Here is a 23475-nt window from a genome sequence, read left to right on the forward strand (position 1 = left end):
AGCTCGTGCGTAGTGGCGCCAGCGCTGAGCCCGTGTCCACTTTTCTTCCCTGGCACCAGAAGTGGACACGAGCTCAGTCGTACCGGTCGTATCGCGGTTAGGAGGCGAGGAGTTCGCGGGCGTGCTTGCGGGTGGTGGCGGTGATTTCGAGGCCGCCCAGCATGCGGGCGATTTCTTCGACCCGGGCTTTGCTGTCGAGGATGTCAATGCGGGAGGCCGTCTTGCCGCTGTCCAGCGTGCTCTTGGCGACCTGGAAGTGGCTGCCTGCCTGGCTCGCCACCTGCGGCAGGTGCGTCACGCACAGTACCTGCCGCTCCTGGCCCAGGCGCTTCAACAGCCGCCCCACCACTTCGGCCACCCCGCCGCCAATGCCGCTGTCCACTTCGTCGAAGATGAGGGTCGGCACCGTGGTGGCGTTCGAGGCGATGACGGAGATCGCCAGCGAGATCCGGGCCAGTTCGCCGCCCGAGGCTACCTTGGCCAGCGGCCGCGGCGCCACGCCGGCATGGCCCGCCACCAGGAATTCCACCTGCTCCAGGCCCTTCGCACCCGGCTCGCCTGGATGCAGGGCGATTTCGAAGCGCCCGCCCGTCATGTTCAGGTCCTGCATGGCGTGCGTGACGGCTTCGCCCAGCGCCTTCGCGGCCGCCGCGCGCACCTTGCTCAGCTTGCCCGCGGCGGCCATGTAGTCTGCCTTGAGCTTTGCTTCCTGCTGGCGCAGGCCCTCGATGTCGCTGGCGTCCGCCAGCTGCGCAAGCTTGTCCGACAGGCGCGCATGCTCGGCCGGGAGTTCTTCCGGGTCGACGCGGAATTTGCGCGCCGTGGAGTGCAGCGCTTCCATGCGCCCTTCCACCTGGCGCAGGCGTTCGGGGTCGAGTTCCACCTTGTCCAGATAGGAGCTCAGCGCATAAGCCGATTCCTGCAGCTGGATGCGCGCCGATTCGATCAGGTCCACCACCGGCTGGAGCTCGGCATCCACCGACACCAGCTTGCCCAGCTTGCCGTTCAGGGCCGAGAGCTGCGAAACGATGGGATGGTCGTCCGATTCGGAAATGGCCGACAGCGCCTCCTGCGCGCCTTCCATCAGGCTGGCCGCATGGGACAGGCGGCTGTGCTCATTGCCGATCTCGGTCCATTCGCCCGCCTTCGGCGCCAGCTTGTCCAGCTCTCCCACCTGCCATTCGAGGCGTTCGCGTTCGAGCAGCACGTTGGCCGCATTGGTCTCGAACTCTTCCAGTTGCTTCGCCAGCGCGCGCCAGGCCTTGTAGGCCGCGCCCACTTCCTTCACGCTGGCGCCGGCGCCAGCCTGGCTGTCCAGCAGCTCGCGCTGCGAATCCGTTTTGAGCAGGGACTGGTGGGCGTGCTGGCCGTGGATATCGACCAGCATGTCGCCCAGTTCGCGCAGCTGCGACGCCGTCGCCGCCACGCCGTTGATGAAGGCTTTGGAGCGGCCTGCGTTGTCGATCACGCGGCGCAGCAGGGCGCCGCCTTCGTCCACCGCGAATTCATTCGCGGCCAGCCAGGCCTCGGCCTGCGGGGTGAGCGCGAAATCGGCCGTAATGTCGGCCTTGGCCGCCCCCTCGCGCACCACGCTCGCGTCGCCCCGCCCGCCCAGCGCGAGGGTGAGCGCGTCGATCAGGATGGATTTGCCGGCGCCCGTTTCGCCCGTGAAGACGGTGAAGCCAGCGGAGAATTCGAGTTCAATGGTGTCGACAATGACGAAATCGCGGATGGACAGTGTGCGCAGCATGTTTGAAGTTCAGATCTTTCCGTCGCCTGATGGGTATTCGTTCCAGTGCAGTTTTTCGCGCAGGGTGTTGTAGTAGCTCCAGCCTTCCGGGTGCAGGAAGGTGATGGTGTGCGGCGAGCGCTGGATATGGATGCGGTCTTGCGGCATGAGGCTGGCGAAGGTCTGCATGTCGAAGTTGAGCGTGATGTCGCGCCCGCGCTTGATCTCGATGACGATCTCGCTCGAATCGGGCAGCACGATAGGCCGGTTCGACAGGGCATGCGGCGCAATGGGCACCAGCACAATGCCGCCCAGCGTGGGATGCAGCAGCGGCCCGCCCGCCGACAGCGCATAGGCCGTGGAGCCGGTAGGCGTGGCCACGATCAAACCGTCCGAGCGCTGGTTGTACATGAAGTGGTCGTCCACATCCACGCGCAGTTCGGCCATGCCGGCGCCGGCGCCGCGCGACACCACCACGTCGTTCACGGCCATGCCTACGTGGATGACTTTCCCGTCCCGCAGCACGCGCCCTTCCAGCAGGGTGCGGCGCTCGGCCTTGTGCGCGCCGCGCAGGATCTTGTCGAGCACGGGCAGCATGCTCTCCTGCGGAATGTCGGTCATGAAGCCGAGCCGGCCCTGGTTGATGCCGATGAGAGGCACTTCGAAAGGCGCCAGCTGGCGCGCGATGCCGAGCATGGTGCCGTCGCCGCCCATCACCACCGCCACATCGCATTTCTCGCCGATGCCCTGGGGGCTCATGGCGGGCACGTCCGGCATGTTCAGGTGGGCCGCCGTTTCGGTCTCGAACACCACGCTGTGGCCCGCCCCGCGCAGGAAATCGAGCACGCTCTGCACGGAGTCCTCGATGCCCGCCGTGTTCGGCCGGACAACCAGCGCGATCGTCTTGTACATGGCATGCGTGGCGGACATAGGAATCTCGTCAGGTGTTTGGGGGGTAGCGACACGCCGAAGGGTAACCCATAATGCGGCGTATTGCTACGCGCTCGCCACTGGGCAGTACGCCGCAATCACTGTATGTTTACACAGTATAATACCGCTCAGGCAAGGGTGCAAGAGCGGCAACCTCAGGGAGGCAACATGGCAAAGGTATTGGGACTGGGCGGCATCTTCTTCAAATCGAAAGACCCGAAGGCGCTGATGCGCTGGTATAGCGAACACCTCGGCCTGCCCGGCGAGGACTACGTGGCCTTCGAGCCCTCCGCCATGCCGCCCGGCGGCAGCACCGTGTTCAGCGCCTTCAAGGACGACACGGACTACTTCGCGCCCTCCTCCCAGCCCTTCATGTTCAACCTGGTGGTGGACGATCTGGACGGCGCCCTGAAGCAGGTGCAGGCAGGCGGCGCCGAACTGCTCGGCGCCCGCGAAGACTACGACTACGGCAGCTTCGGCCGCTTCCTCGACCCGGACGGCAACAAGGTCGAGCTCTGGCAGCCGAAGAGCTGAACGCGCTTAGTGCGCCAGGGCGACGCCCATGCCCAGGGCGCCCAGAACACCGAAGCCAAGCGACAGCGTGTGCAGCAGCGCCAGCACCAGCCAGCGCCAGATGGTGCCGAACCAGCGCTTCTGGTACACGCGCCGCATGGCCCAGGGCAGATAGCCCAGCAGCCAGAACACCAGCACGGTCTTCACCAGTCCGTCCGGCACGTAGAGGAATGAGCCGAACATGATGAAGGCGAAGGAGTTGGTGTGCAGCGCGAACAGCAGATGCTCGCCGTAGCGGCGGCCCGTGCCCAGGTAGAGCAGCTTGAGATAGACCGCAAATAGCGGCATCAGCAGGAACATCGCATAGGGTGCGTAGCGGAAGAAGCCGTCCTTCAGCACCTGGGTCTTGGCGTCCGGGCTCAGGTTGTCGAAGCGGTCGATGGCCTCGCCCAGACCCTCCATATACTGGCCGCCCGGCACCGAGGATTTGAACTCCTGCAGGTTCTTGTGCTTGCGTTCGGCCCGCTCCTTCTCGTCCTCAGTCTGCACGGAGGCGGCCACCTTCACGTCCACATCCTTTTCCCCCACATGCACCGGCGCCGTGCCGCTGAACTTGAACAGAGCGAAGAACAGGATGCTCAGCGTGAGATAGAGCCGCAGCGGCTCGACGAAACGGCGGCGCCGTCCCGCCAGGTATTCATTGGTGAGCGCGCCCGGCCGGAACAGCAGGCGGCCGATGGTGCCCCACAGCCTTCCCTCCAGCGCCACATAGTGGCCCACGAACTCGTGCAGGAATTCGCCGAAGCTCGGCGCATGCAGGCGGGTCTCCTGCCCACAGTTGTGGCAGTAGTTGCCCCCTGCGGTGGCGTTGCAGTTGCGGCAGATGGTAACGATCGGCTCTACGGCCGTTTCGACGATGGCAGGTTTCAATTTTCGTTCCCAGAGAAATCGATCCGCCATGCTAACCATTTCATGCCAGAAATGCACTATGACAATGGCGACAATCCAACAGTCCAAGCGGGCGACCGGCCGGAGCTCCCTTGGATATGATGTGTTTCAGATAAGTTTTTGGGAGGACCGCATCATGGCAACCAACGAGAAGGACCGCCGGGTCAACACGAACGCCCCGGTCAACCGCACCGGCGGCAAGCGCCTGCCGCATGAACGCGACGAATCGCCGGAAGGGCTGCAGCACCAGAAGCCGCGCAGCGTGATCCGCCAGGCGGCGGAAGATATCGAACAAGGCCTGGTCGATACCGACCTGCGCGAAACCCCGGGCATTCAGAAAGCGCCGCCTGGCAACCACGCAGAAGCCAATCCCCTGCCGAATACCAAACGCGACTGAGAGACCGCCATGAAAGCTGCCACCGCCTTTGCCATCCTGTTCGCCAGCGGCACCGTGCTCGCCCAGACCGCCACCTCGCAGTACGCGGTGGGCTTCGGCCCCAATCCCGTGCTGCCCGCGCCGGACAAGAAGATGATCCCCACCGTGAACGTGGCGCCCACCGCTCCGTTCAAGGCCGAGGAAAAGCCGGCGGCGGCGGCAGGCTTCCTGGTTGAGGCGATGGCGCGCAACCTCGACCACCCGCGCTGGCTCTACGTGCTGCCGAACGGCGACGTGCTGGTGGCCGAAACCAATGCGCCGCCCAAGCCGGAAGACAGCAAGGGCATCAAGGGCGCGATCATGAAGCACCAGATGAAGAAGGCGGGCGCCGTCACGCCGTCCGCCAACCGCATTACGCTGCTGCGCGATATCGACGCGAACGGCATGGCGAAAACGAAGACCGTCTTCCTCAAGAACCTCAACTCGCCCTTCGGCATGGTGCTGATCGACAAGGACCTGTATATCGCCAACACGGATTCGGTGATGCGCTTCCCCTACCAGGAAGGCCAGACCTCGATCACGGCAGCAGGCGTGAAGGTGATGGACCTGCCCGCGGGCCCCCTGAACCACCACTGGACCAAGAACATCACCGCCAGCCCGGACGGGAAATTCCTCTACATGACGGTGGGCTCGAACAGCAATGTGGGCGAGAACGGCATGGAGAAGGAGGAAGGCCGCGCCGCCATCTGGGAGCTGGAGCGCGCCACCGGCAAGTCGCGTCTGTTCGCAACGGGCCTGCGCAACCCCAACGGCATGGCATGGGAACCGAAAACGAAAACGCTGTGGACGGTGGTGAACGAGCGCGATGAACTGGGCAACGACCTGGTGCCGGACTATCTCACCTCCGTGAAAGACGGCGGCTTCTACGGCTGGCCCTACAGCTACTTCGGCCAGCACGTGGACAAGCGCCCCGAACCTGGGCGTCCCGATCTCGTCGCCAAAGCCATCGTCCCCGATTACGCTCTGGGTGCGCACACTGCTTCTCTCGGCCTTGCCTTCTACGACGGCAAGCTGTTTGCCACTTCCTATCACGGCGGCGCCTTCATCGGCCAGCACGGCTCCTGGAACCGCAAGCCGCACAGCGGCTACAAGGTGATCTTCGTCCCCTTCGCGGACGGCAAACCGTCTGGTCCCCCGCAGGACATCCTGAGCGGCTTCCTCACTCAGGACGGCAAAGCCAAGGGACGTCCCGTGGGCGTTGCGGTGGCCAAGGACGGCGCGCTACTGGTGGCGGACGACGTGGGCAATGCCATCTGGCGCGTGACGCCAGCGAACCGGCAGTAAGTCGCATACAATCGCGTCTTCAGCCCAACGAAAGACACGAACATGCGCATCCTGCACACGATGCTGCGGGTGGGGAACCTGCAGCGCTCCATCGACTTCTATACCAAGGTGCTCGGCATGAAGCTGCTGCGCACCTCGGACAATCCCGAATACAAATACACCCTCGCCTTCCTCGGCTACGGCAGCAATCCCGATCATGCGGAGCTGGAGCTGACCTACAACTACGGCGTGGAAAGCTACGAGATGGGCACGGCCTACGGCCACATCGCCATCTCCACCGAAAACATCGTTGAGACCTGCGCTTCGGTGAAGACCAACGGCGGCAACGTGACACGCGAACCGGGCCCCGTCAAAGGCGGCACGACGGTCATCGCCTTCATCACCGACCCGGACGGCTACAAAGTGGAACTGATCGAGCGCTCCTTCGGCGGCGAAGGCAGCGGCCTACGCTAACCCGTCGTTCCCGCGAGACGGCGGTCCCCGATGGAATCGAATCGCCGCTCAGGGTTTTAGAAGATCAGGTCTTTCCTTCTCGATGAACCGAGCGACCCTTTCATGTGCCACGAGCAGCGCTTCCGGGTTGGTTTCATCGAATTCGTGGAAACCGAACACTTCCACACTTCCATCTGGCGCCTTGATTGACTGCGTCATATTTTTCAAGGCTAGTCCGTTGTTGGGAAGCAGGAAGGGAATAGCCACCAGCTTGTAGTCCCTTAATTCCAGTTTATGGGAGCGCAGCATCTTCTCGGGCCAGTTGATGTGATTCCCGAAGGCCTTGTTCATCCATGCGGGAGTGACCCACGCCAGTCCCGGACCATTACCCAAGGATTTCAGGAGCTCGGGATTCGCATGTGTAATGAAGGCCCACATCCCGATCCACGCTGTAGTGCCTTTGGCGTTGATGAGATATTGAGGTTCGATCGCCGCACCCGTGTAAATCGCCGAACGTGCGTTGATCGAAGACAGCAAACCGCTCATTAACTCCTGCGACAGATCGATTTCACCCGGTTTTTTCTTGGTGACGGCGATGAAATACATTCCTCTCCATGCTGTCGCAGAGGAAAAGTTGGTCGGCTGAGAATGCTCTCGTTGGGAATGTGTGTCCATGCCGGCAGCCTGGGTGAGACCAGAAATAAAAGCCAGAGTGAAAAGCAAAGCTAGACGTTTAATCACAAATTGTCCCGGCATGTATTTGTCGAACTTGGAGAATGATGAGCGGCTGGCTTGGCCAATAGCGGCCAGCAATAAAAAACGCCGGCTCGGGGCCGGCGTTTTGCTTAGTTGGACAGCAGCGCGTTGACTGGCGCCAGGTCCGCTTCCTTCAGCGTACCGGCCGCCGCCTTCAGGCGCAGGCCGTTCATGATGGTGTCGTAGCGCGCCTTGGACAGGTCCTTCTGCGTCGCGTACAGCTGGCGCTGCGCGTTCAGCACGTCGATGTTGATACGCACGCCCACCTGGTAGCCCAGCTTGTTCGAATCGAGCGCGGATTTGCTCGATACTTCCGCCGCTTCCAGCGCCTTCACTTGCGAGAGGCCGGTGTTCACGCCGAGGAAGGCGGTGCGTGCCGTCTGCGCCGCGGCGCGCTTCTGCGCTTCCAGGTCGTTGCGCGCTTTCTCTTCCAGGGCGATGGACTCGCGCACCTTGCTGGTGATCTGGAAGCCGTTGAAGATCGGCACACTCCAGCTCACGCCGATGGCGTTGTTCTTGGTGGTGCCAACGGTGTTGATGGCGTTGCGCTGCTTCTGCGCCACCAGGTCCAGCGTGGGCATGTGGCCCGCGCGGTTGCGCGAGATTTCGCGCTTGGCGATTTCCACCGCCAGCTTCTGCACGGTGACGCCGTAGTTCTGGTCTTCGGCCGCGCTGATCCACGGTTCGATGTTGGCTGGCTCCGGCGGCGCAATGGTCACGCCGGTGCGCAGGCCTGCCAGGCCGGCAGGCGCCTGGCCGATGATCTGGCGCAGTGCGTTGCGCTTCACTTCGAGATCGTTGATGGCGGCGAACTCCTGCGCCACAACCAGGTCATATGCCGCCTGGGCTTCGTGCGTGTCGGTGATGGTCTGCGTGCCGACTTCGAAATTGCGCTTGGCCGATGCCAGCTGCTCGGTGGTGGCGGACTTCTGCGCCTGGGTCGCGGTCAGGTTGTCCTGCGCGGTCAGCACATCGAAGTAGGCCTGGGCGACGCGCAGGATCAGGTCCTGCTGGGCCGCCGCGAACTGCGCTTCGGCCTGGGCCTGGGACAGTTTGCTCTGCTCATACTGCTGGTAGTTCGCCCAGCGGAACAGGGGCTGCGTCAGCGCCAGGGTGTACTGGTTGGTGTGGTTGTCCTGGTCGCGCACGCCCACGACGCCGATGCCGCCGTCGCCGATCACCACTTCGCCCACGTTAAAGGGCGTCATCTCGCCGTAGTTGCGCAGGTTCTGGCCGGAGAGGGTCACGGTGGGCAGCAGCAGAGAACGGCCCTGGGTGATGCGTTCCTGGCCAGCCGTCAGCGCGTTGCGCGCGCTGGCAAAGGTTGCGTCGTTCGCCTGCGCCTGCTGGTATACCTGGAGCAGGTCGGCCGCCTGTGCGTTGAGCGAAAACAGGGCGCTGGCAACCAGCACGGCGATAAGGGGTCTCTGCATTGCTATCTCCATTGGAGTCGTCAAAAAGTTTTCAGGATCTTCTTCTACTTCTAAAACTTGTTCCGCCTAGTAGCGCGGCATGGTGTCGTCCACCTGCTGCGCCCAGGCATGCACGCCGCCTGTGAGGTTGCTCACCTTGCCGAAGCCATGCCGCTCCAGGAAGGCCGCCACCTGCAGGCTGCGCGCGCCGTGATGGCAGATGCAGACAATCTCCGCATCTTCATCCAGGTCGTCGATGCGGGCCGGAATGGTCTGCATCGGCATCAGCTGGGCGCCCGCGATATGGCAGGTGTCGAACTCCCACGGTTCGCGCACGTCCAGCAGGAAAGGCTTGGCGCGGCTGTCGTCGCCCAGCCAGGCTGCCAGTTCCGGGGCGGTAAGGTGCTGCATTCCCGTCCGCCTCAGAAGGTGAAGTGCGAGGGCGTAACTGCCGCGCTCAGCTGCTTCACATCGGTTTCAAACAGCTTCTTCGTGTCGTAGCCCTTGTCGCCCGTGCGGGTGATGAGGTGCGCGGACATGACCGGCGACTCGCCGATGATGGCCAGGATGCGCCCGCCCGTCTTCACCTGCGACAGCACGCCTTCCGGCAGCACCGGCAGCGCACCGGCAAACACGATCACGTCGAAGGGCGCGCCCTTGGTCCAGCCCTGGGCGCCGTTGCCCTGCTCCACCGTCACATTGCTCACGCCATTGGCCGCCAGGTTCGCTTCCGCCATGGTCTTCAGCTCGGGCGAAATCTCCACGGCGGTCACGTGGCGGGCGCGGTAGGCCAGCAGCGCGGCCAGGTAGCCCGTACCGGCGCCCACCAGCAGCACGTTTTCGTGCTTCTTGACTTGCACGTCCTGCACGATGCGCGCTTCCAGCTTTGGCGTCATCATCGATTCGCCGCCCGGCAGGGGGATTTCGGTGTCGACAAAGGCCAGATTCTTGTACGCGGCAGGCACAAAATTCTCACGTTTCACGACCAGCAACAGATCGAGGACGTCCTTGTCCAGCACATCCCAGGGACGGATCTGCTGTTCGATCATGTTGAAACGGGCTTGTTCGATATTCATCTTTTAAGACTCAGTGAAGGATTGGGAATCCGTCATTTTATCGTTGAACTGGTCAGGACGGCATATTAACGATAATGACTGGACATAGAGGAAAATTGCGACAGTCTGCAGTTTAAAGGGGCTGAACTACGTAAAAAGCGGCTAATCGGGGGCCTTCAGGCCGCGCTGGATCATGGACAGGAAGTGGTCCATGAAGCGGTCCGGGTCCACTTCCTGGTGGTTGCACGGGAAGAAGCTGTGCGTCCACATGGTCAGCATGACAACAGGGGCGCACAGCACCATCGTCATCACCTGCGGGTCGTGCGGCACGAATTCGCCCCGCTCGATGCCGCGCGCCAGCACACCGCCGATCAGCCTGTGGGCCCGGCCAATGACCTCGTCGCCATAGAACTGGGCCAGTTCGGGGAAATTGCCCGATTCGGCCATGATCAGCTTGTCCAGCCCCGCGGCGCTGGTGGCCCCGAACTCGCGCCACCAGCGGGTGAGCAGGGTGCGCAGCTGCTCGGCGCTGCTGACATTGGTGGCGGTGGCGAACTCGTCCTCCGTATTGCCGATGATCTGCACGATATTCTCGCGCACCACGGCCTTGAACAGCTCCTGCTTGTTTTCAAAGTACAGATATAAGGTGCCCTTGGAGACCCCGGCGCGGCGCGCCACATCCTCCAGACGGGTGGCGGCGAAGCCGCGGTCCACGAAGAGCTCCAGCGCGGCGGCCAGCAATTCCTGGGGCCGTGCGTCCTTGCGGCGCTCCCAGCGCGGCTTGGTTTCGGATTGCATAAAAATCGAATACTAGTAACTTACTTGTCAGTCATTAATGATAAGCCTGCATTGCAGCAAGGTCAAGCAACGCTACCGGGCGTCAACACAACAGAAAAACAATCTGTTGTGGATTTTGGTGATTTTTCGTGAGAAACTGAATTTAACGAATAAAACGAAATAACCAAATAATTTATTTCGTTGGACCTAGCACCTATCCCCTGTGCCAACCATCCAATCTGATCCTCCGCGGCCCACCAGGCGTGCGCAGGCAACAGGCGAGATTAAAACTAGGAGAACATCGTGAATAAACTGTCTGTACGTGCTCAGCTTACCGTCGCCTTCGGCGGCATCGTGGCCTTGCTGGCAGGAATCGCCGTCCTGGCGATTACCGGCATTTCCAGGCAAGCAGCGAACTTCGAGAACTATGTGGAGGGCATCCGCGCCCGTTCCGAGGAAGCGCATTCCATGCTGGAGGCGGTCGGCATGCGGGGAGTCGCGGCACGGAATCTCGTGCTTGTGACCACGCCGGCGGATCGCGATTTGGAGAAGAAGATCGTCCTCCAGGCGCAGGATGACGTGGTGTCCCATCTGCGCAAGCTCAAGGAGCTGGCCAGGCATCCCTCCGCAACCGATGAAGTGCGGCGCATGATCGACAGGATTGAAGAGATCGAAAAGCGGTATTCGCCCGTCGCGCTGGCCATTGTGGACCTTGCCCTCCAGGGCAGGAAGGATGAGGCGGTGCTCAAGATGAACAACGAGTGCCGTCCCCTCCTCGCGGCATTGGTGGCCGCATCGAACGAGTATGCGCAAGCTACCGCCCAGCGCTCCGCAACGATGATCAAGGAAGCCGAGGAGAACTCCGCCGCAGACAGGAACATGCTTATCCTCCTCAGCGCCCTCGCCACCGCGCTGGCCGTAGCCGCCGGAGTCCTGATCTCGCGCAGCCTGCTGAAGGCCCTGGGCGCAGAACCGATGGTACTGTGCGAGGCCGTGGCCAAGGTTGCCAGCGGCGACCTGACCGGCGAACTCAATGTGCAGCCGAACGATACGCGCAGCATTCTGGCGGCGGTGGAGCGCATGCAGTCCTCGCTGTCCGGCGTGGTCTCGTCCGTCCGGCACGACTCGGAAACGGTGTCCACCGCGGCATCCGAAATCTCCTCCGGTAACAGCGATCTTTCGAGCAGGACCGAACAGCAGGCGAGCGCCCTGGAGGAGACTGCGTCCTCCATGGAGGAACTGACGTCCACCGTGCGTCAGAATGCCGAGAATGCACGCCAGGCCAACGAACTGGCCATCACCGCTTCCGACATCGCGGCCAAGGGCGGGGCCGTTGTCTCGCAGGTGGTGGGCACCATGGACTCCATCAGCGAAGCGTCTCGCAAGATCGTCGACATCATCGGCGTCATCGACGGCATCGCCTTCCAGACGAATATCCTCGCGCTCAATGCCGCGGTGGAAGCGGCGCGGGCAGGAGAACAGGGACGTGGCTTTGCCGTGGTGGCGGCCGAAGTGCGCAATCTCGCCCAGCGCAGCGCCAGCGCGGCGAAGGAAATCAAGGCCCTGATCGACAATTCGGTGGAGCGCGTGGGCCTGGGCGCGAAACTCGCAAGCGATGCGGGAGCCACCATGTCCGAAGTCGTGAACAGCGTGAAGCGCGTTACCGATGTCATTGGCGAGATCGTGAGCGCGAGCCAGGAGCAGTCCGCAGGTATCGAACAGATCAACCGGGCGATCAGCGAAATGGACAATGTCACGCAGCAGAACGCCTCGCTGGTGGAGGAAGCGGCGGCAGCAGCCGAATCGCTGCGCGATCAGGCGGGGAACCTGGTACGCGCCGTGAGCGTGTTCCAGATCCGTGCGGAGGGTTCGGCGCCGAACTTCGCGCGTAAAACGCATGCAGCGGCCACCCCAAGGCCGCCGCTGCATGCGGGCCATCTGCGCGCCGTCAGCTGACAGGAACCTCCACGGACCAGTGCACGCCGAAGCGGTCGATCACTTTGCCGAAGGGGTCGGCCAGCATCGTTTTACGCAGGGGGAACTGCACTGTTCCACCATCGGCAAGCGCCTGCATGGCGCGCTCCGCTTCTCCGTGATCGGCCACGTTCAGGGCCAGGGAAAAGCCCTGGAACGCAGCGGGCGCGGCATGATGGCCTTCGGAGAGATAGATCACGCCTTCGCCGATGCGCATGGCGGCACGGATGATCTTCGGTTCGGCGCCTGGATTCTGGCTGTCCGGGCCGGCTGTCAGCTGCGACAGGAGTTGCGCGCCAATGGCGTTACGGTAGAACGAGATGGCAGCGGCACAGCTGCCGGGCAGATAAATGGTTGGTATGAATTGCATTGAGTCGCCTCGGTTGATTGAGATTGCCCCCCGAGCGCCCCGACGTCTTCAACATTCAGGAATCAGGGCTCGTGGTTTTCCCGGCGGGAGTTAGTAATCACGATGTCCTCCTTTCCTGTGTTTGAACGGTAGCGGCGAGTCTAGCGCAGCCGAGCCCAGATAGCCAGCCCTCCCTATTTTGGCCAGAGCCGGCGGATCACCTGCAGGGCGAGGGCCGACAGGGCGTAGAGCAGCCCAAGCGGCACCAGCACATATTCCGCGACCGCCCCGACGATGTGGCGGGCGGTAACGTCCGAGAGCAGTCCCGCGCTCCTTGGCAGCGAGGACTGCTGATAGTAGGTGATGCTTTTCTTGACCTGGCTGTTCAGATTGGATGGCGCGTCCGGCTGCGGCAGCAGCGCCTGCACGGAAGCGAAGCGCTGGTAGACCTCATTCTTCCGAGGCTGGAAAACGTGCTGGCTTGCGACGGCCGTACCGTAAATGGACAGCGGCACGAGGCCATGCACCAGCACCACAGCAAAGAGCAGGGAACCCGCCGCTCCCGAGAAAGCCGAAGCGGCAGCGGGGAACCGGCTGCGCAGGCCGTACCACAAGCCCGTGCAGCAGAAGAACAGCATGAGGACGGGAGCCATCGATATCCTGCTGACGTCCAGCAGCAGGTCCAGGATCTTGGTTGCGGCCAGCGAGGCCAGGGTGAACATCCAGGCATAGTTCACCGTTTCGTAGATGGCGCTCAGCGACTGGCCCAGTTGCACTTCGATGTCGATGAAGAAGGAAATACCCCCCTTGCTGCTGGTAAGGATAGCCAGCGCGACCTTCGCGGCGCTGAGCACTTCCAGGAGCTGCGTGGTGCTGCGGTCGGCCGCTTGCAGGTATTGGCGGTTGACCTGCTCGATATGGCTGCCAACCGCGCCATCGAGAATGCTGGTGAATACGCCCTTGAAGGCCATGAAGGCCAGCAGCGCCAGCACACCCAGGACCAGCAAGTGGCGCGTGCGGCTCGCCCGCAGCCCGGGCGCCGCCTCTTCCATGTCCGGCGCGTGCAGGTCCGCTTCCGTCTTCGCAAGTTCCATGTGTGGCCCCTTCATTTCACGTGGGATTTTTCGACAAATGCCCGCAGGTCGGCCAGAGTGCCCTGGAACTTGTCCAGGTCCACTTCGCCCGTGATGCCTGCCACGCTTCCGCTGTCCTCGTACTGCCAGAACTGCCAGCCGCGCTTTTCCCATGGATTGGGAACGCCGCTGACCGAGCCTGCGTAATCCGCGATCCAGAAGGGGTAGCGGGCAAAGCGCGGATCGGTAAGCACCTTGTCGGCGAAGCCATTGTCGGTGTAAACGACCGGCGTGCGGCCAGTGCTCTTCTCCACCGTCTGCAGCCACACGAGGGCGCGTTCCTGCAGGGTCTCGATGTCGGTATCGTCATCCGTTTCGACGTCGAGCATCGGCGGCAGATCCTTGCGGCGCAGCTTGCCAATAGTCTTGATGAACTGCTCGGCCTGCACCTTGGGATCGTCCCCGGCGAGGAAGAAATGGTAGGCCCCGCGGTACAGGCCCGCTTCGCGCATCGATTGCCAGTTGCGGCTGAACGCGGGATCGACAAAGCTGCTCCCGCCGGTCGCCTTGGCATAGGCGAAAACGACTCCCGCACCAGCAACCTTGCTCCAGTCGATGTTCTGCTGGTAGTGCGACACATCGATGCCCTTCAGCGTATCCACGCCAGCATTCGCAGGAACCGGTTCGACCGTCTTCACCGGCGAGGCGATGCGCGCAAGGTCCTGCTTGATGTCGCGGACCGATGCCGCCGCCGCATTGGCTGCGACTCCCTTGTACTGCATGGCCCAGAGAACAACCGGCGTCACAAGGCCGATGAGGAGAATGGCCTTGAGCACGCGGTACAGCCACTCAGGCATATCGTCTAGTTTTGCAAGCATGCTGCCCCTTTTATGTTCAGATATACCAAAAGTCGCTGCGAAAATTGTAGAACAGTCGATGGGAAAGTTGCAAATAGTTAAAGGCTGCCGTTGTGCGCCACGAGAGCTGCGGGTATCCTGCGGCCATGAACACGCCGTCCGACATCCTGACCGCTTTGCGTGAAGAGCTTGCGTCGCTGCGCGCCACATCGTGCCGCCTGGTACATGAACGGGTGGTGATCGATGCGCACGGCATCCGGCGGCGCGGCGAGGAGGCGGAGAATGTTCCCGATATCGTGAGGGTGGGCTTGTGCTCGAAGGCAGTGCGTGAGGGGCAGCTCTCCTGCGCGCATACGCGGGCGCGCAGCCGGCTGGGAAGGGTGATCGCAGAATCCGAACGCGAGGGGGCCCTGTCAGCGCAGGAAGCGGTGCAGTTGCAGGCGGATCTGGCGCGTATCGATCTCGCCATTCACGCCACAGACTGGGAAAAGAATCAGGCGGAGGTGCGCTACGCCCTGCTGATCGAGCAAGGCGAGCTCGCCGGATCAAGGAAAGAGCAGAATCTTCTGGACGCCCTCGTCGCACGCCATGAGGAGCTGAACGCCGAACTGGGCGCAATGCATCGCTTGCTGCTCGAACGGCTGGATCACAGCGCCAGGTAGCCGTCCACGCAAGTCACCGCATTGCCGCCCACGTGGATCGCGTCGGGCGAGATGGAGAGCCGCAGCACGCCTGCGCGTCCAAGCTTCTGGCCCTGGGTGGCCAGGAAAACGCTTTCGAACTCCGCCTGCGCGGTATGCCGCAGGTAGGCTGCAACCGCGCCATTGCCGCTTCCGCACACCGGATCTTCATTGATGCCATGGGCCGGAGCGAAGGCCCGCACTTCGATCAGCGCCTGCTTGTCCGGGCCATGCCTGCCGAAGATCACCACGCCCGTGTGCCTGCCCTTCTGGTCCGCCAGCTTCATCCGGTTCAGGTCCGGCTCTGCATCCAGAACCGCCCGGGCGGTCGGCAGGCGCGCAATCACCCAGCGGGCGCCGACGTCTATCAGGCAAGGCGCCGAGCCGCGTTCGAGCGGTGCGCCGAGAATCGCCTCCAGTTCCTGCCGCTGCTCCCCATCGAGAGGCGTGATCTTCGGCGCTGGAAGCTCGAACGAGATCCATTGCCTTCCATCGTTCCCCTGCTCGATCTTCAGCTTCACGAGCCCCGTTCCGCACTCCTGGACCACGACGCCGCCCTTCGGCCGGATCACGCCGGCCTCCAGCAGCGCATGCGCCGTGCCGACAGTGGGATGGCCCGCGAACGGCAGTTCCGCGCCGGGCGTGAAGATGCGTAAGCGGTAGTCCGCACCCGCCACCGTCGGCGGGATGACGAAGGTTGTCTCGGACAGGTTGGTCCAGCGCGCGATCTGCTGCATCTGTTCCGCCGAGAGGCCGCGCGCGTCCAGCACCACCGCAACGGGGTTGCCCTTGAACGGCACGGAAGTGAAAACGTCGATTGTCTTGAATGGCAGGCGTGTCATGGCTCCAGTGTATCTCCGCTGCGGTATCGCCGACCGCTACAGTTTGCCGGTTTTTGGACGGTACAGTACTGCCGCCGCCGGATATACAGCGGTTCAGGCGCGGCGGTCCTGGATATGATTCCACAGCGCCTGCGCGACAGGGCCATGCGGCAGATCGGCGCGGCGCGCGGCGACGAGGTCCTCCACGCTGCCGGGAAAATGCTTTCCGGCGAGGGAAACCAGACTCCCGGCGCGCAACTCCTCTTCCACAAGAAACCCGGGCAGATGGCCCCAGGCCAGTCCCTGGAGAATCACTTCCTTCTTGGTGGAGTGGTCCGGCACCGTGCACTGGTGCGCGCCTTCGACCAGGAAGTGCTCCTGCGGCGCCGAATGGCGCGCCGTGTCGCGGATAACCGCCTGCGTGCGGGAGCGCAGCTGTTCCGGGCGGAGCTTGGTGTGGACCTTCGGCACAAGGCCGGGCGCCGCCACCGGCACAAAGCGGACCTTGCCCAGGTCGATCCATTCGAGTGCCGGATCGCGCTTGTTGATGCCGTGGATGATCAAATCCGCTTCGCCATCCAGCAGGCGCTCCACGGGTCCGCCCACCGCCTCCAGCGACAGATGCAGCCGCGTTTCGGGATACCGGGCGAAAAAGTTACTGAGCATGCCCAGCACCGGCCGGGGTGGGCAGAAATCCCCGATCACGACACGCAACTCGCTTTCCTGCCCAAGCGCCAGTTGCGCTGCAAAACGGCGCAAGCTCCGCATCTCCTGCAGCAGCGTGCGGGCCCTGGCATGGAAAGCGCGGCCTTCGTCCGTAAGCCGCACGCGGTATCCGGTGCGGTCGAAGAGGCCGATGCCCAGCCGGCGCTCCAGCTTCGCGACGGCCGCAAACACTGCGGGATGCGTACGGTGCAAGGCCTGTGCCGCCGCCTCGAAACCGCCATGGGTGGCCACGGCGTCGAAACACTGGAGCTCCTGCAGGGTGAAGTCGTGCATGTTCATTCTTCTTACAATGACGATCTAAACATTGTAATTTCATTCCTCCGCGGGCGCTCGTACGATGGGCTCTCCTATCAAGCACCGGAGAATTCCATGACCACCACACTCTTGCTCGGCGACGGAACACGATTGGCTTACCGCCTGGACGGCGATCCGGCGAAACCGCCGCTGATTCTCTCGAACTCGATTGCCACGGACCACACCATGTGGGACGACAACCTCGATGAACTCACCCGGCATTTCTACCTTGTGCGCTACGACACGCGCGGCCATGGCGGCTCCGATGCGCCACCCGGCGCCTACTCGGTCGAACGCCTGGGGCTCGATGTGCTTGCGCTGATGGACTACCTGGGAATCGCCCGGGCCCACTTCCTGGGCCTGTCCCTGGGCGGCTTCATCGGCGAATGGCTCGGCGTGCACGCGCCGGAACGCATCGATCGCCTTGTCCTCAGTAACACGGCGCCGCATCTGAGCCCGGCCTCGTTCTTCGACGCGCGGATCGCCGGGCTGGGTCAGGAAAACGCCATGGTGGCGGCCGCGGAAAGCTTCCTGGCGAACTGGTTTCCCGCTGCGATGCGGGAGGAAAACGGCGCCACGATACAGCGCTTCCGCTCGATGATCCTGCGTACCCCGCCGCGGGGACTGGCCGGATCCTTTGCCGCCGTGCGCGATGCCGACTTGCGCAACATCCTTTGTCTCATCCGGCGCCCGACGCTGGTGATCGGCGGAGACTACGACACGGTCACGCTGCCGGAGCACAGCAGGGAAATCGCCGCAGCGATACCGGGCGCGGAACTGGTGATGCTGCCAACCGTCCACCTCCCGAACGTGGAGTCCCCGCGTGAGTACATGGAGCATGTTCTCCGCTTCCTCAGCGCGGAGCGAAAGGATTAGTTTTTCTCATCCGGGAAGTGAGTATTCATCGTTTGTGGCGCGAACGACGGCTCCCCATAATGGTTTTCATGAACTCACTCATAAAGGAAAGCATGATGGAGCCAGGGATCCTGTTCTCGCCCACCGGCATCAAGCAGCTCGGGCTGCGCAACCGCCTCGCCGTCGCACCGATGACCCGTGTCAGCGCGACGGAAGATGGCCATGCCACCGAACGCATGGCACGCTACTACCGCCGCTTCGCTGAAGGCGGTTTCGGCCTGGTCATCACGGAAGGGATGTACACGGACCAGGCATATTCGCAGGGCTATCTGTTCCAGCCGGGGATCAGCAGCGCTGAGCAAGCGGAATCCTGGCGCCCAGTGGTCGATGCCGTGCACGCGGCGGGCGGTAAGATCGTCGCCCAATTGATGCACGCTGGCGCACTGGCTCAGGGCAACCGCTTCCGCGGCCACACCGCGGGGCCTTCAGCCGTGCAGCCGAAAGGCGAGCAGATGAAGTTCTATCGCGGCAGCGGCCCGTACCCGGTGCCGCGCGAGATGAGGCAGGAGGACATCGAGGAAGCCGCCGCAGGCTTTGCGCATTCCGCCCAGCGGGCAATGGATGCGGGTTTCGATGGCGTCGAGATACACGGCGCCAACGGCTATCTCCTGGACCAGTTCCTCACCCGGCACACGAACCTGCGCGAGGACCAGTGGGGCGGCAACACGGAGAACCGTATCCGACTACACACACTGGTCCTCGGCGCCGTGCGCGAAGCCCTTGGGCATCGGGCTCCGGTAGGAATCCGCATTTCGCAGGCGAAGGTGAACGATTTTTCACATAAATGGGCAGGGGAAGAGGACGACGCGAGGATCGTCTTCAGCGCACTCGCCGCCGCGGGCGCCGACTATATCCACGTTACGGAATTCGAAGCCTGGAAACCGGCGTTCGGCACGGATGGCCCGAGTCTCCTGGAGCTCGCACGGCGATATGCGCCTGGCGTCGCGCTCATAGCCAACGGCAGCCTGCACGAGAGCTGCCGCGGCGCGGAGGCAATTGCCGCAGGCGCGGACCTTGTCGCCATGGGCCGCAGCGCTCTCGCCAATCCCGGCCTGCCTGCCCTGCTGTCCGGCGGCGCCGCGCTCGCGGCCTTCGATTCCGGGCTTCTGTCGCCGATTGCGGATATCAAGGATATCGAGATCGGCGGTCAGGGGAAGGAGACGCCGTCCAGGTAGGGCTTGAGTTCCGGCCTGCGCAGCGCCGTATCCAGTTCGCGGATCATGCGCTCGTGTTCTTCGATGAAGTAAGGATAGAAGAACTCGCCGATGAAGAAGTTGCGGGCAACCGAGCCTTCCAGCGCCTGCTCCCAGCTTGGCTGCGCGCGCTGGATCTGCACCATGCGGCCGGGCTGGAAGTTGTGGAAGGTGATGCCGGGCTCCTTGCCGTTCACCATGATGGTGTTCTTCAGGGCGATGGCCAGCCGCACCCGCGCCAGGTCGCTTTCATCCTGAATCAGGATGGTGAAGCGCGTGCCGGAAGACGGGTGGTTCAGCTCCCACAGCTTGCGCCGCCAGGTTTCCCTGTCCGGGCAGTCGATCAGGCTGATCTCGGGAACCGGCTCTGCGAACATGTCCGCCACATCCGTTCCCGCAATGGGACGGAAGGTCAGCGCCAGCGCCTTGCCCTTGTTCTTCGCGAAGAAACTCATGGGATCGCGGCCGTCGCCCATGGCCGCCATCAGGCCGCCCAGCGACTGGGGATGGAAATCGGAGCCGCGCAGGCCTTCGAAGAAGATCAGCCGGTTGATATCCAGGTTTTCGCCCGCCTCCTTGTGGCGCATGAGCAGCCGGTCGATCAGCCCGGACACGAAGATGAACTCACCCGGCACCCTGTCGTTGACAAAGGCGGAGAACGGCGCCTGCTGCGCCAGGCCTGGCTGGCGGCGTACCACCTGCGTGACGGCGTCGCGGTAATGCGCGAAACGCGGATTCCCGAGAATGAACTGCGCGTCCACCATGTCCTCAGCCTGGATGCGGAAATGCTCGCGCATCAGGTTCGTGTCCGACAGGTCGAAGCGGTCGTCGTCCTTTGGGTACTGCGCCTTGGTCTGGTGAATGTCTTCCGTGACAACGGATGGCGTGAGCACCACCACCACCTCGCGCCGGTTGTCGATGGTGCCTTCGTGGCCGAACAGCTTCCCGAGCACCGGCACCTCGCCCACGCCGGGCACCTTGTCGGAACTGAGGCTGTTGTTGCGGCTCACCAGCCCACCGATAATGAGGGGCATATTGTCGCGGATACGCGCGTAGGTCTGCACGCGCCGCGTGGAAATCGTAGGCGCCGAGGCCAGCACCGCATTGGTTTCTGAGTCCAGCACCTTCAGGTCCTGGTTTGGAACGGAGGCCGACACCGTGGCGTCGATCAGCATGCTCACTTCGCTGCCGTTCTCGTTGATGCGGGGCCGCACGTTCAGCAGGATGCCCGTGGGGATGTACTGGAAGCTGAAGGAGACGCGCCCGCCGCCGCTGCCATTGCCCGAGTCGATGCTGGTGGCGATGGGAATATCGGTGCCGATGCGGATTGTGGCCTGCCGGTTGTCGATGGTCATGACGCTGGGCCGCGAGAGCACTTCCGCCTTGTTGGCCTGCACCAGGGCGTTGATGCGGTTCAGAACCTCAATGGGGTTCACATTCTGCAGCGAGTTCTGGGTGGCCGTGAGGGCCGAGCCGCCGTTACCCAGGGGCGTGAGCGTGCCGAGGCTCAGACCGTACTTGCCCCGCTTGCCGGACCACTGCACGCCGAGGTCGCGCAGCGAGTCGCTGTTGATTTCGAGGACAAGGCCTTCGATATAGACCTGGCGCGCAGGCCGGTCGATGGTGGTTTCTATCAGGTGGCGCAGGCGCTGGAACTGTTCGGGCGAATCGGGGTGATAGAGCACCAGCAGCTCGTTGATGCCGTTGGCCACAGTCTGCGACAAGTCGGATGCGGCATTGGGCAGGATGTTCGTCATGCCCAGCTGATCGCGCGAAGCCTGGTTGTTGGCGCCCTCCACGGCGCCAACCAGGCCGGTTTCCTTGCGCTCGGGATTCGGCATGCGGATCACCAGCGGCAACTTGTCCATGCCTATGCTTTTCGGCAGGTTCTTCAGCGGCTTGAATTTCGAGGAGGCCTGGTCGTTGCCGGGATACTGGCCATAGCCACCGCCGCCATAGGAGGTCACGCCGTTCGTGGCAGGCGCCGCGCCGACGGAATTGGGATAGGAGGTATTGCCACCGCCCATGGCGTACTGCGAACCGCCTGCTGGCGCATAGGACGGCACCTCCACCATGTCCGGACTGGATACGTCGTCGGCCAGCGGCGAGCTGTCATCCGTGATGGCCGAATAGCCCATGGCGCGCAAGGCAAAGAGCGCGTCGTCCGCATCGATGTAGCTCAGGTGGATGATCTGGGATTCGAGTTCGCGCAGGCGCAGGTTCGAGCGTGTTTGCGAGCGCTCGTCCAGCACGCGGCGCAGTGCGTCCTCGAACTGCATGGCGGCCGAACCTTCGATCCACAGCTGCGGTATGCGGCGCGGCATGATCACGTAGCCGATGCGCAGCGCCGCCACGCCCGGCTCGCGGTCGTAGCCGAGATTGACCAGCCCCTTCACCTTGTCCGGCAGGGGCGTCGCGTTAGCGGGCGCGCCGCCGATGCGGTACAGGTCCTGCGTCGCTTCGAGGTAGTTCACCAGATCCGCGATCAGCTCGCGGATCTGGGTTTCGGGAATGCGCGACAGCGGGATGAGGCGTCCCGTCGCACCCAGGGCCGGGCCGTGCGCCGCAGGCGCCGGAGCTCCCGCAGGCGCGGCTGGCGGAGACTGCGCCAGCACGGGCAGGACGATCAGCGACAGCAGGAACAGGGCACGGCGCATCGTTCAACGGCAGCCGACGATGGTGCGGATGGCGCCAACGACCTTGCCGAAGAAGCCGGGCTTGGCGGGCTTGGTGCTGATGAAGTCCCACACGTAGCCGCGGTCGTCGAACATGGTGGTTCCCGAGCGGATCACGAGGTTGGTGTCGCTTTGCAGGTGCACATAGTAAGGGCCCTGCGGCTGCTCCGGCGCGTTGCAGCCGATGAAGCCCTTGTTGTTGGCCGGACTCGTTCCCTTGTAGGTGCACAGGCGTCCGTCGCCCTGCATGGTGACGAAGAAGCTGTCCTTGTTTTCGTTGCTGACGAAGCCGGAGTGGTGGCCTGCGTAATTGCCTGCGTTGACGCTCTTGATATTGGGAGCGCGGTACACCGCGAAGTCGGCATTCGTCTGCATCACGGCGATGGATTTCCCGTCGCGCGAGATGAGGAACTCATTCACGCCCAGCCAGTCTCCAGCGCGCATCAGCTCTTTGCCGTTCGCGGATTGTGGCGGACCGAATGGCATGTTGTTCGGCTTCCAGCCGTTCGCCGCGCCTTTGAGGATGTAGTGCTCGGCCAGCGCCGTCACGTTCATCAGCGGACCGTTGGCCCGGTCGCAGCCGTTCGGCGCCCCTTTCGGGATGACCAGGTTCGGATCGGCGCACACGGACGGATTCTTGCGGAAGTAGTAGTCCGCATCGAAGTAGGCCAGGCGCGGGTCGGCGAACAGGCCGCCGTCCGGGAAGCGCGTGTCGGCCGGATCGGCGTTGAAGCGCGAGCGGCCGCCTGCCGCCACATAGTGGTTGATGTAGCCCGCATTGTCGTCGCCATAGGTCTCCACCAGGTAGGGATAGCGCATCTTCAGCGCACTGATGCTCACGTTGGCGTTCGGGTCGCGGCCTTCGCGCATGCCGTGGCGCTGGTAGTGCTCCCACAGGCGGTTGCGGTCAAGGCCGAAGGCTTCCTGCAGGTCCGGATACTTGAGCGAATAGAAGGCCGGATCGAACTCGGCCTGCAGCGCCGCAGGCGTGGCCTGCAGCATGACGAGATAGTCCTCGCCTTCCTTGCCGGGGAAGAGCAACGGGCGGCCTTCCGTCTGGCGCAGGTTGAGTGTAACACCCCGGTAGCGCACCGCCACGGCCACCTTCTTCACCTTGCCCGGCACCGGATCGTTGCCGAAGAAGGCGTTCATATCGGGCGGAATGTAGACGTAGCCGTTCAGGAGGCCGCGCTTGATCTTGTCCGCTATCGCAGGCGCGGAGGACTGCTGCCCGCCTTCCAGTCCATACCAGGCGCCCAGCACTTCCACCGGTGAATCGACCGGGGCTGGCAGATAGGTCTTGCCGGGCGTGCCGGGGAAGACCAGGTCCGTGCCTTCGTTCTGGCGCAGGTTGACGAGCTGGCCGTTCTGCATGACCTGCACCGCCAGCACCTTCTTCACGCCGGGATAGGGATCGCCGCCAAAGAACACGTTCATGTTCGACGGCACCATGAGCGTGCCGTTGACGACGGCGTTGCGCAGCTTGTCCATGATGGGGGCGCCGTTCACGACGGCGGTCTGCTGGCCGCCTTCGACGCCGTACCAGGCCGCCGTGACCTGCAGGTTGTTCTGCGCCAGGCCTGCGCCGCTGGCTGCCAGCAGCAGGACCATGAGCGTTGCGCGCATGCGGGATAAATACTTCATGT

The 23475-nt window shown here is 63.3% G+C and carries 23 protein-coding genes; 8 read left to right on the top strand and 15 right to left on the bottom strand.

The features are described 5' to 3' along the window. Window positions 1-97 precede the first annotated feature (97 nt). Window positions 98-1750, bottom strand: coding sequence for a DNA repair protein RecN (gene recN, locus LSQ66_RS19155; protein ID WP_231766781.1), 1653 nt, complete (start codon window positions 1748-1750; stop codon window positions 98-100). 9 nt (window positions 1751-1759) lie between these two features. Next, window positions 1760-2659 (bottom strand): NAD kinase, encoded by a 900-nt coding sequence (locus tag LSQ66_RS19160; RefSeq protein WP_231766782.1) that lies wholly within the window; start codon window positions 2657-2659, stop codon window positions 1760-1762. A gap of 168 nt (window positions 2660-2827) precedes the next feature. Between LSQ66_RS19160 and LSQ66_RS19165 the strand changes: the two genes are divergently transcribed. Continuing rightward, on the top strand, window positions 2828-3193 hold the full coding sequence (locus LSQ66_RS19165) for a VOC family protein (protein WP_231766783.1): 366 nt from the start codon (window positions 2828-2830) through the stop codon (window positions 3191-3193). Between the two features lie 6 nt (window positions 3194-3199). On the opposite strand, the gene LSQ66_RS19170 is transcribed toward LSQ66_RS19165, so the two are convergent. Beyond that, window positions 3200-4102 (bottom strand): DUF3667 domain-containing protein, encoded by a 903-nt coding sequence (locus tag LSQ66_RS19170; RefSeq protein WP_231766784.1) that lies wholly within the window; start codon window positions 4100-4102, stop codon window positions 3200-3202. A 154-nt stretch (window positions 4103-4256) separates the two neighbouring features. Here LSQ66_RS19170 and LSQ66_RS19175 point away from each other — a divergent pair, with 154 nt between their 5' ends. Genes LSQ66_RS19175 through gloA form a run of 3 tightly spaced genes read left to right on the top strand, consistent with a single transcriptional unit; the run spans window position 4257 to window position 6293 of the window. Then, entirely contained in the window at window positions 4257-4517 is a 261-nt protein-coding gene (locus tag LSQ66_RS19175; protein ID WP_231766785.1) for a hypothetical protein, read from the top strand. 9 nt (window positions 4518-4526) lie between these two features. After that, a complete protein-coding gene (locus LSQ66_RS19180; RefSeq protein ID WP_231766786.1) occupies window positions 4527-5840 on the top strand; it encodes a PQQ-dependent sugar dehydrogenase in 1314 nt (437 codons plus the stop codon). Window positions 5841-5882: 42 nt separating this feature from the next. Continuing rightward, the gene (gene gloA / locus LSQ66_RS19185) at window positions 5883-6293 is read left to right on the top strand and encodes a lactoylglutathione lyase (protein WP_231766787.1); all 411 of its coding nucleotides are present in this window, start codon (window positions 5883-5885) and stop codon (window positions 6291-6293) included. A 48-nt stretch (window positions 6294-6341) separates the two neighbouring features. Here the strand turns inward: gloA and LSQ66_RS19190 are convergent, their stop codons facing one another. The 5 genes from LSQ66_RS19190 to LSQ66_RS19210 form a co-directional block, all read right to left on the bottom strand. Continuing rightward, entirely contained in the window at window positions 6342-7085 is a 744-nt protein-coding gene (locus tag LSQ66_RS19190) for a hypothetical protein (protein WP_231766788.1), read from the bottom strand. Window positions 7086-7117: 32 nt separating this feature from the next. Next, window positions 7118-8461 (bottom strand): TolC family outer membrane protein, encoded by a 1344-nt coding sequence (locus LSQ66_RS19195; RefSeq protein WP_231766789.1) that lies wholly within the window; start codon window positions 8459-8461, stop codon window positions 7118-7120. A 66-nt stretch (window positions 8462-8527) separates the two neighbouring features. Next, window positions 8528-8851: a rhodanese-like domain-containing protein gene (locus tag LSQ66_RS19200; protein ID WP_231766790.1), complete on the bottom strand. Its 324-nt coding sequence runs from the start codon at window positions 8849-8851 to the stop codon at window positions 8528-8530. 11 nt (window positions 8852-8862) lie between these two features. Then, window positions 8863-9516 carry a protein-L-isoaspartate O-methyltransferase family protein gene (locus tag LSQ66_RS19205; protein WP_231766791.1) on the bottom strand — a complete coding sequence of 218 codons (654 nt, stop codon included), beginning with the start codon at window positions 9514-9516 and terminating at the stop codon, window positions 8863-8865. Window positions 9517-9657: 141 nt separating this feature from the next. Continuing rightward, window positions 9658-10293, bottom strand: a complete 636-nt coding sequence (locus LSQ66_RS19210; protein WP_231766792.1) for a TetR/AcrR family transcriptional regulator — start codon at window positions 10291-10293, stop codon at window positions 9658-9660. A gap of 282 nt (window positions 10294-10575) precedes the next feature. Between LSQ66_RS19210 and LSQ66_RS19215 the strand changes: the two genes are divergently transcribed. After that, window positions 10576-12228 carry a methyl-accepting chemotaxis protein gene (locus LSQ66_RS19215; protein ID WP_269449105.1) on the top strand — a complete coding sequence of 551 codons (1653 nt, stop codon included), beginning with the start codon at window positions 10576-10578 and terminating at the stop codon, window positions 12226-12228. Here the strand turns inward: LSQ66_RS19215 and LSQ66_RS19220 are convergent. The 3 genes from LSQ66_RS19220 to LSQ66_RS19230 all read right to left on the bottom strand — a co-directional run bounded on the left by LSQ66_RS19220 (window position 12221) and on the right by LSQ66_RS19230 (window position 14546). Further along, entirely contained in the window at window positions 12221-12616 is a 396-nt protein-coding gene (locus tag LSQ66_RS19220) for a VOC family protein (protein WP_231766793.1), read from the bottom strand. The genes LSQ66_RS19215 and LSQ66_RS19220 overlap by 8 nt on opposite strands. Window positions 12617-12789: 173 nt before the next feature. Beyond that, window positions 12790-13689 (bottom strand): hypothetical protein, encoded by a 900-nt coding sequence (locus tag LSQ66_RS19225; RefSeq protein WP_231766794.1) that lies wholly within the window; start codon window positions 13687-13689, stop codon window positions 12790-12792. Window positions 13690-13700: 11 nt separating this feature from the next. Continuing rightward, complete coding sequence (locus LSQ66_RS19230; protein WP_231766795.1) at window positions 13701-14546, bottom strand: glycoside hydrolase family 25 protein; 846 nt, start codon at window positions 14544-14546, stop codon at window positions 13701-13703. A gap of 125 nt (window positions 14547-14671) precedes the next feature. Between LSQ66_RS19230 and LSQ66_RS19235 the strand changes: the two genes are divergently transcribed. Beyond that, window positions 14672-15187, top strand: coding sequence for a hypothetical protein (locus tag LSQ66_RS19235; RefSeq protein WP_231766796.1), 516 nt, complete (start codon window positions 14672-14674; stop codon window positions 15185-15187). Here the strand turns inward: LSQ66_RS19235 and LSQ66_RS19240 are convergent. Next, on the bottom strand, window positions 15172-16047 hold the full coding sequence (locus LSQ66_RS19240; protein ID WP_231766797.1) for a PhzF family phenazine biosynthesis protein: 876 nt from the start codon (window positions 16045-16047) through the stop codon (window positions 15172-15174). The two genes, LSQ66_RS19235 and LSQ66_RS19240, sit on opposite strands and share 16 nt — an antisense overlap. A 93-nt stretch (window positions 16048-16140) precedes the next feature. Beyond that, window positions 16141-17025: a LysR family transcriptional regulator gene (locus LSQ66_RS19245; protein ID WP_231766798.1), complete on the bottom strand. Its 885-nt coding sequence runs from the start codon at window positions 17023-17025 to the stop codon at window positions 16141-16143. Between the two features lie 96 nt (window positions 17026-17121). On the opposite strand from LSQ66_RS19245, the gene LSQ66_RS19250 reads away from it, so the two are divergent. After that, complete coding sequence (locus LSQ66_RS19250) at window positions 17122-17922, top strand: alpha/beta fold hydrolase (protein ID WP_231766799.1); 801 nt, start codon at window positions 17122-17124, stop codon at window positions 17920-17922. 92 nt (window positions 17923-18014) lie between these two features. Next, window positions 18015-19136, top strand: coding sequence for an NADH:flavin oxidoreductase (locus tag LSQ66_RS19255; RefSeq protein ID WP_307730228.1), 1122 nt, complete (start codon window positions 18015-18017; stop codon window positions 19134-19136). Here LSQ66_RS19255 and LSQ66_RS19260 read toward each other — a convergent pair. Beyond that, window positions 19109-21811 (bottom strand): type II secretion system protein GspD, encoded by a 2703-nt coding sequence (locus LSQ66_RS19260; RefSeq protein ID WP_231766800.1) that lies wholly within the window; start codon window positions 21809-21811, stop codon window positions 19109-19111. The genes LSQ66_RS19255 and LSQ66_RS19260 overlap by 28 nt on opposite strands. Before the next feature lie 3 nt (window positions 21812-21814). Beyond that, window positions 21815-23473, bottom strand: coding sequence for a hypothetical protein (locus tag LSQ66_RS19265; RefSeq protein WP_231766801.1), 1659 nt, complete (start codon window positions 23471-23473; stop codon window positions 21815-21817). Window positions 23474-23475: the final 2 nt, after the last annotated feature.

The organism is Massilia endophytica (assembly GCF_021165955.1).
In the GTDB taxonomy this organism is placed as follows: domain Bacteria; phylum Pseudomonadota; class Gammaproteobacteria; order Burkholderiales; family Burkholderiaceae_D; genus Rugamonas; species Rugamonas endophytica.